At 66.6% G+C, this 8412-nt stretch carries 1 protein-coding gene; it reads left to right on the forward strand.

Annotated elements, in window-relative coordinates; all coding sequences use genetic code 11:
* Positions 1-4: 4 nt before the first annotated feature.
* Positions 5-8412: non-ribosomal peptide synthetase (locus tag GGR62_RS19600; protein ID WP_184409505.1), on the forward strand; the 8408-nt coding region annotated here is incomplete at its 3' end.

Here is an 8412-nt window from a genome sequence, read left to right on the forward strand (position 1 = left end):
CCCCATGACCTCTTCCGCCAAGTTTCCGCAGGATATTTCGACCCTGAGCACGGAGGAGGCACATCGGCTCTGGGCTTTATTGAGCGAGGCGGGGCCTACGGGCGTTGAAGAGCAGACCATCCAGCCGCGCAACGACGGTGAGATTGTGCCGCTGTCGTTTGCGCAACAACGTCTGTGGTTCCTGGCCCAGTTCGACGCCCGTGCCGCACAGGCCTATCTGCTTGCCGGCGGCGTGAATCTGCACGGCGCACTCGATCTGCCCGCGCTACAGCAGGCGCTGGACCGGATCGTGGCCCGGCATGAAGCCCTGCGCACCAGTTTTGTCGCCGCCGACGATCGTGCCACCCAGTTGATCGCAGCGCCGGACATCGGCTTTGCGCTGCAATGTGTCGATCTGCGCCAGGCAGCAGATCCGCATGCCGATGCTCAACACCATGCCGAAGATGAAGCCAGCACGCCTTTCGATCTGGAACACGGCCCGCTGATTCGCGGCCGCCTGCTGCGTCTGGCCGAGCACGAACATCGCCTGCTGGTCACGATGCATCACATCGTCACCGATGGCTGGTCCATGGGCCTGCTGGTGCGCGAACTCAGCACCCTGTATGCGGCCTTCGCTTTGGGCCAGCCTGATCCGTTGCCACCGCTGCCGATTCAATACGCCGACTACGCGCTGTGGCAGCGTCGCTGGCTGGAAGGCCCGTTGCTGCAGCGCCAACTGAGCTTCTGGCGCGAACATCTGCACGGCGCTCCGGCGCTGCTGGAACTGCCCACCGATCGCCCGCGTCCTGCGCTGCAGGACTACCGCGGCGACAGCATCGAAATCGCTCTGGATGCCGAACTCACCAGCGCATTGCGCGCCTTGAGCCAGCGTCACGGCAGCACCGTTTTTATGACCGTGCTGGCCGCTTGGTCAGTGCTGCTGTCACGCCTGTCTGGACAGGATGAAGTCGTGATCGGCGCGCCGGTCGCCAACCGCACCCGCAGCGAACTCGAAGCGCTGATCGGCTTCTTCGTCAACGCCCAGGCGCTGCGGATCGATCTGCGTACCAACCCCTCGGTCGCCGAGCTGTTGGCCCAGGTGCGCAACACCGCCCTGGCCGCGCAGGACCATCAAGACCTGCCCTTCGAGCAAGTGATCGAAGCACTCAATCCCACCCGCAGTTTGTCCGCCCAACCGGTGTTCCAGGTGGTGCTGACCTGGCAGAACGTCCCCGATGCCGACCTGAGCTTGCCGGGGATCGCACTGCAGCCGTTCCAGTCGCCATCGGCCGATGCCAAGTTCGATCTGGAGCTGTTCCTGGGCGAAGTTGGGGACCGCATCGTCGGTAGCCTGAGCTATGCCAGCGCGCTGTTTGACCGCGGCACCATCGAGCGCCAGCTGGCCCAGTTCGTCCAGCTGCTGGCCGGCATGGCCGCCGATGAGCAGTTGCCCATCGCGCAGCTGCCGCTGCTGCCTGCCGACGAACGCGCCCAGCTGCAGCGTTTCACCACTACCGAGACCGCGGCGCTAGATCCGGCGCAGTGCATCCACCACCTGTTTGAAGACCAGGTACGGCGTACGCCCGATGCCGTGGCTCTTTTGGAAGGCGACGCTCAACTCAGCTACGCCGTCCTCGAAGCGCGGGCCAATCAGCTGGCCCATCGTCTGCGCACCTTGGGCGTTGGAGCGGAGAGCCGCGTCGCGCTGTATCTGCCGCGCGGGATCGACCAGGTCGTGGCGCTGCTGGCCACGCTCAAGGCCGGCGCGGCCTATCTGCCGCTGGACCCGGAACTGCCCAGCGAACGCCTGGCTTTCCTGCTGGAAGACAGCCGCCCGCGCGCAGTGCTGACCTGCACCGAACTGCAGGATCGCCTGCCCGCCAGCCGCGCCATGCTGCGGGTCAGCGTGCTGACGCTGGACACGGACATGGATGTAGGTGCGGACGATCCCGGCGCACCGATGGTCCCCGGCCTGTGCCCGGACAACCTGGCTTATCTCATCTACACCTCCGGCTCCACCGGCCAGCCCAAGGGCACGTTGCTCACCCACGCTGGCGCTGCGCATTACCTGCAATGGGCCATCGCCACCTATCGCCCGTTCCCCAGCGCAGTGGTGTCTTCCTCGCTGGCGTTCGATGCCACGCTGACCAGCCTGCTCGCACCGCTGCTATGCGGCGCTAGAGTCGAGCTGCTGCCCGAGCACGACACCCTCGACGCCTTGCGCCAGCGGCTGTGCGATCCCACTCCGCTGGGCTTGGTCAAACTCACTCCAGCCCATCTGGAAGTGCTCGGCCAGCAGTTGGCCGAGCATCCAGGACCGCTCAGCCCAGCGGTAATGGTCATCGGCGGCGAAGCCTTGCCTGCAGCCACCCTCACACGCTGGCAAACGCTCGCACCGCAAACGCGGCTGATCAACGAATACGGCCCCACCGAAACCGTGGTCGGCTGCGTGGTGCACGACACCACCCGCGAAGATGCACTGGACCCCAGTGGCCGCGTGCCGATTGGTCAGCCCATCGCGCATCTGCGGATCCACGTGCTAGATCAACAGGATCAGCTGGCACCGATTGGTGTCAGCGGTCACCTGCATATCGCCGGCCCGCAGCTCGCGCGCGGCTACCTCGGCCGTCCCGATCTGACTGCCGAACGCTTCATCCCAGATCCGTTCGCCGACCAGCCCGGCCAACGCATGTACCGCAGCGGTGATCTTGCGTGCTGGCGTGCCGATGGCGCGCTGGACTTCCTCGGCCGCAACGACGAGCAGGTCAAGCTGCGCGGCTTCCGTATCGAACTGGGCGAAATCGCCGCCGCCCTGCGCGCCTGCGCCGGCGTGGATGATGCCGCTGTCTTGCTGCGCGAAGACACTCCCGGCGAGCCACGCCTGGTGGCCTATCTGGTCGGCGACGCCGAGCAGCTCAGCGCCGACACGCTGCGCACCCAGCTAGCCACGCGCCTGCCCGAGGTGATGCTGCCGACCGCGTATGTGATCCTGGAGACACTGCCACTCACCGCCAACGGCAAACTGGACCGCCGTGCCTTGCCCGCGCCGGACGCCGATGCGCTGGCCGTGCAGGCCTACACGCCGCCGCAAGGTGCGCTGGAACAGACCCTGGCACAGCTATGGAGCGAGCTGCTCGGGGTCGAACAGGTCGGCCGCCACGACAGCTTCTTCGCGCTGGGCGGTCACTCGTTGCTGGGCGTGCGCCTGATCTCGCGCATCCGCAGCACGCTCGGCCTGGAACTGCCGCTGGCCGCGCTGTTCGCCCAACCACGCCTGTCTGAGTTGGCTCAGGCGTTGGACACCACCGCCGCCAGCACCTTGCCGGCGATCGTGCCGGCAGACCGCAGCGCATCGCTGCCGCTGTCCTTTGCCCAGCAGCGCCTGTGGTTCCTGGATCAACTCGACGACCGTGCCAGCTTGGCCTACCTGATGCCCGGTGGCGTGGATCTGCACGGTGCACTGAACCTGCCGGCGCTACAGCAGGCGCTGGACCGGATCGTGGCCCGGCATGAAGCGCTGCGCACCAGTTTTGTCGCCGCCGACGATGGCGCTATCCAGTTGATCGCAGCGCCGGACATCGGCTTTGCGCTGCAATGTGTCGATCTGCGCCAGGCAGCAGATCCACATGCCGATGCTCAACACCATGCCCAAGATGAAGCCAGCACGCCTTTCGATCTGGAACACGGCCCGCTGATTCGCGGCCGCCTGCTGCGCCTGGCCGAGCACGAACATCGCCTGCTGGTCACGATGCATCACATCGTCACCGATGGCTGGTCCATGGGCCTGCTGGTACGCGAACTCAGCACCCTGTATGCCGCCTTCGCCTTGGGCCAGCCTGATCCGTTGCCGCCGCTGCCGATCCAATACGCCGACTACGCCCTGTGGCAGCGTCGCTGGCTCGAAGGTCCGCTGCTGCAACGCCAACTGAGCTTCTGGCGCGAGCATCTGCACGGTGCCCCGGCGCTGCTGGAACTGCCCACTGACCGCCCGCGTCCTGCACTGCAGGACTACCGCGGCGACAGCATCGAAATCGCTCTGGATGCCGAACTCACCAGCGCCTTGCGCGGCTTGAGTCAACGTCACGGCAGCACCGTCTTTATGACCGTGCTTGCCGCTTGGTCAGTGGTGCTGTCACGCCTGTCTGGACAGGACGAAGTCGTGATCGGCGCGCCTGTCGCCAACCGCACTCGCAGCGAACTCGAAGCGCTGATCGGCTTCTTCGTCAACGCCCAGGCGCTGCGGATCGATCTGCGTACCAACCCCTCGGTCGCCGAGCTGTTGGCCCAGGTGCGCAACACCGCCCTGGCCGCGCAGGACCATCAAGACCTGCCGTTCGAGCAAGTCATCGAAGCACTCAATCCCACCCGCAGTTTGTCCGCCCAACCGGTGTTCCAGGTGGTGCTGACCTGGCAGAACGTCCCCGATGCCGAGCTGAGCTTGCCGGGGATCGCACTGCAGCCGTTCCAGTCGCCATCGGCCGATGCCAAGTTCGATCTGGAGCTGTTCCTGGGCGAAGTTGGGGACCGCATCGTCGGTAGCCTGAGCTATGCCAGCGCGCTGTTTGACCGCGGCACCATCGAGCGCCATCTGGCCCAGTTCGTCCAGCTGCTGGCCGGCATGGCCGCCGATGAGCAGCTGCCCATCGCGCAGCTGCCGCTGCTGCCTGCCGACGAACGCGCCCAGCTGCAGCGTTTCACCACTACCGAGACCGCGGCGCTAGATCCGGCGCAGTGCATCCACCACCTGTTTGAAGACCAGGTGCGGCGTACGCCCGATGCCCTGGCTCTTTTGGAAGGCGACGCTCAACTCAGCTACGCCGTCCTCGAAGCGCGGGCCAATCAGCTGGCCCATCGTCTGCGCACCTTGGGCGTTGGACCGGAGAGCCGCGTCGCGCTGTATCTGCCGCGCGGCATCGACCAGGTCGTGGCCCTGCTCGCGGTCCTCAAGGCCGGCGCGGCCTATCTGCCGCTGGACCCGGAACTGCCCGACGAACGCCTTGCTTTCCTGCTGGAAGACAGCCGCCCGCGCGCAGTGCTGACCTGCACCGAACTGCAGGATCGCCTGCCGGCCAGCCGCGCCATGCTGCGGGTCAGCGTGCTGACCCTGGACACCGACGCACACAGCGATCTTGAAGATCCCGGCGCACCGAGCGTCCCCGGCCTTTGCCCGGACAACCTGGCCTATGTCATCTACACGTCCGGCTCCACCGGCCAGCCCAAGGGCACGTTGCTCACTCACGCTGGCGCTGCGCATTACCTGCAATGGGCGATCGCCACCTATCGTCCGTTCCCCAGTGCAGTGGTGTCCTCCTCGCTGGCGTTCGATGCCACGCTCACCAGCCTGCTCGCGCCGCTGCTGTGCGGTGCACGGGTCGAACTGCTGCCCGAGCACGACACGCTCGACGCTTTGCGCCAGCGCCTGTGCGATCCGACCCCGCTGGGCTTGGTCAAACTCACCCCGGCCCATCTGGAAGTGCTCGGCCAGCAGTTGGCCGAGCATCAAGGCCAGCTCAGCCCAGCGGTGATGGTGATCGGTGGCGAAGCCTTGCCTGCAGCCACGCTCGCCCGCTGGCAGACCCTCGCACCACACACGCGGCTGATCAACGAATACGGCCCTACCGAAACCGTGGTCGGCTGCGTGGTGCACGACACCACCAGCGAAGATGCATTGGACCCCAGCGGCAGGGTGCCGATTGGTCAGCCCATCGCGCATCTGCGCATCCACGTGCTCGATGCGCACGCTCAGCTGGCACCGATTGGTGTCAGCGGACAGCTGCATATCGCCGGCCCGCAGCTGGCACGTGGCTATCTGGGCCGCCCCGATCTGACCGCCGAACGCTTCGTCCCCGATCCGTTCGCAGAGCAACCCGGCCAGCGCATGTATCGCACGGGCGACCTTGCATGCTGGCGCGCGAACGGCGCGCTGGACTATCTCGGCCGCAACGACGATCAGGTCAAGCTGCGCGGCTTCCGCATTGAACTGGGCGAAATCGCCGCCGCCCTGCGCGCCTGCGCCGGCGTGGACGATGCCGCTGTCTTGCTGCGCGAGGACACCCCCGGCGCGCCACGCCTGGTCGCCTATCTGGTCGGCGACGCCGAGCAGCTCAGCGCCGACCGCCTGCGCACCCAGCTGGCCACGCGCCTGCCCGAGGTGATGCTGCCGACCGCGTATGTGATCTTGGAAACACTGCCGCTCACGGCCAACGGCAAACTGGATCGCCGTGCCCTGCCCGCACCGGACGCCGATGCGCTGGCTGTGCAGGCCTACACGCCGCCGCAAGGTGCGCTGGAACAGACCCTGGCACAGCTATGGAGCGAGCTGCTCGGCGTCGAACAGGTCGGCCGCCACGACAGCTTCTTCGCGCTGGGCGGTCACTCGTTGCTGGGCGTGCGCCTGATCTCGCGCATCCGCAGCACCCTCGGCCTGGAACTGCCGCTGGCCGCGCTGTTCGCCCAGCCACGCCTGGCTGAGTTGGCTCAGGCGTTGGACACCACCGCCGCCAGCACCCTGCCGGCCATCGTGCCGGCAGACCGCAGCGCATCGCTGCCGCTGTCCTTCGCACAGCAGCGGCTCTGGCTCCTGGACCGGCTTGATGAGCGTGCAGCACTGGCCTACCTGATCGCCGGCGGCGTGCGCCTGTCCGGCAAGCTGGACCGTGATGCCCTGGGCAAGGCGCTAGACCAGCTCCTGGTCCGCCATCAGGCGCTTCGGACCGTCTTCGCCTCCGATCAGGACACCCCTACCCAGGTTGTGCTCCCCGCGCAGCGCAGCTTTGTTCTGGACTGCATCGATCTGCGCCAGGCCGCAGATCCCGAGGCCGATGCCCAGCGCCACGCCGAACAGGAAACCGGCACGCCCTTCGATCTCACCTCCGGCCCGCTGATTCGCGGCCGCCTGCTGCAGCTGGCCGAGCACGAACATCGCCTGCTGATCACGATCCACCACATCGTGGCCGATGGCTGGTCCATCAGCGTCCTGCTACATGAACTGGGCGCCCTGTACACCGCCTTTGCGCTGGGCCAGCCCGATCCGCTGCCGCCGCTGTTGATCCAGTACCCGGACTACGCGCTATGGCAGCGCCGCTGGCTCGATGGCCCGCTGCTGCAGCATCAGCTGAGCTTCTGGCAACAGCACCTGCAGGGTGCACCGGCGCTACTGGAACTGCCCACCGACCGCCCGCGTCCGGCCCTGCAGGACTACACCGGCGGCACGATGGATCTGGCGTTGGATGCCGATCTCACCGCTGCATTGCGTGCCTTGAGTCAACGTCACGGCACGACCGTATTCATGGCGTTGCTTGCGGCCTGGGGTGTGCTGCTGGCACGCCTGTCCGGCCAGGACGAGGTGGTGATCGGCACCCCGGTCGCCAACCGCACACGTAGCGAACTGGAGCCGCTGATCGGCCTGTTCGTCAACACCCAGGCGCTGCGGATTGATCTGCGCCGCGATCCGAGTATCGCCCAACTGCTGGCCCAGGTCCGCAGCACTGCACTGGCGGCGCAGGCGCATCAGGATGTGCCGTTTGAACAGATCATCGAGCGCCTCAACCCGCCGCGCCATCTGAGCCACACGCCGCTGTTCCAGGTGATGTTTGCCTGGCAGAACACACCGGCGATCGCGCTGGATTTGCCCGATCTGCAGCTGGAAAGCGTGCAGAGTCCCTTCCCGATCAGCAAGTTCGATCTGGAGTTGACCCTGCAGGAAGACGGCGCGCACATCGTGGGCAGCCTGGGTTACGCCGCAGCGCTGTTTGATGCGAGCACGATCCAGCGCTGGTGGGGCTGTTTTGAGCAGATGCTGCAGGCGCTGACGAACGCGGAAGACTGTCGCGTTTCGCAGCTGCCTTGGCTGCATGAGGCACAGCGTCAGCAGCTAGCTGAGTTCGGCACCGGCGTGATCGCCGCCCTGCCTGAGCAGACATTGCATCAACGTTTTCAGGCCCAGGCCCAGCGCACGCCGGACGCCATCGCCGTGGTGTCGGACCAGCGCTACGTCAACTATGCCGCGCTCGATGCACACGCGAATCGACTGGCGCAGCGTTTGCTCGCCGTGGGTCTGCACGCCGGCCAGCGCGTGGCCATTGCCCTGCCGCGCTCGGCCGAACTGATCGTGGCGCAGCTGGCCGTGCTCAAGTGTGGCGCGGCCTATGTGCCGCTGGACATCGCCCATCCCAGCGAGCGGCTGCTGGCCTTGATCGCCGATGCACAGGCTAGCGTGCTGATTCATGCACACGACAGCACCCTGGCGCCTGCACAGCTGTCGTGCCTGACGATCCATGATCTCGACGAGGCGGCAGGCGTCGCCACTGCTCCGCCAATCAACGTCCCCGCCACGACGGCGGCCTACGTGATGTACACCTCCGGCTCCACCGGCCAGCCCAAGGGCGTGGTCGTGGCCCATGACGCGGTGCTCAACCTGGTGTTGCAGGATGG

This window comes from Xanthomonas sp. 3075 (genome assembly GCF_014197275.1).
Taxonomy (GTDB): Bacteria; Pseudomonadota; Gammaproteobacteria; order Xanthomonadales; family Xanthomonadaceae; genus Xanthomonas; species Xanthomonas campestris_B.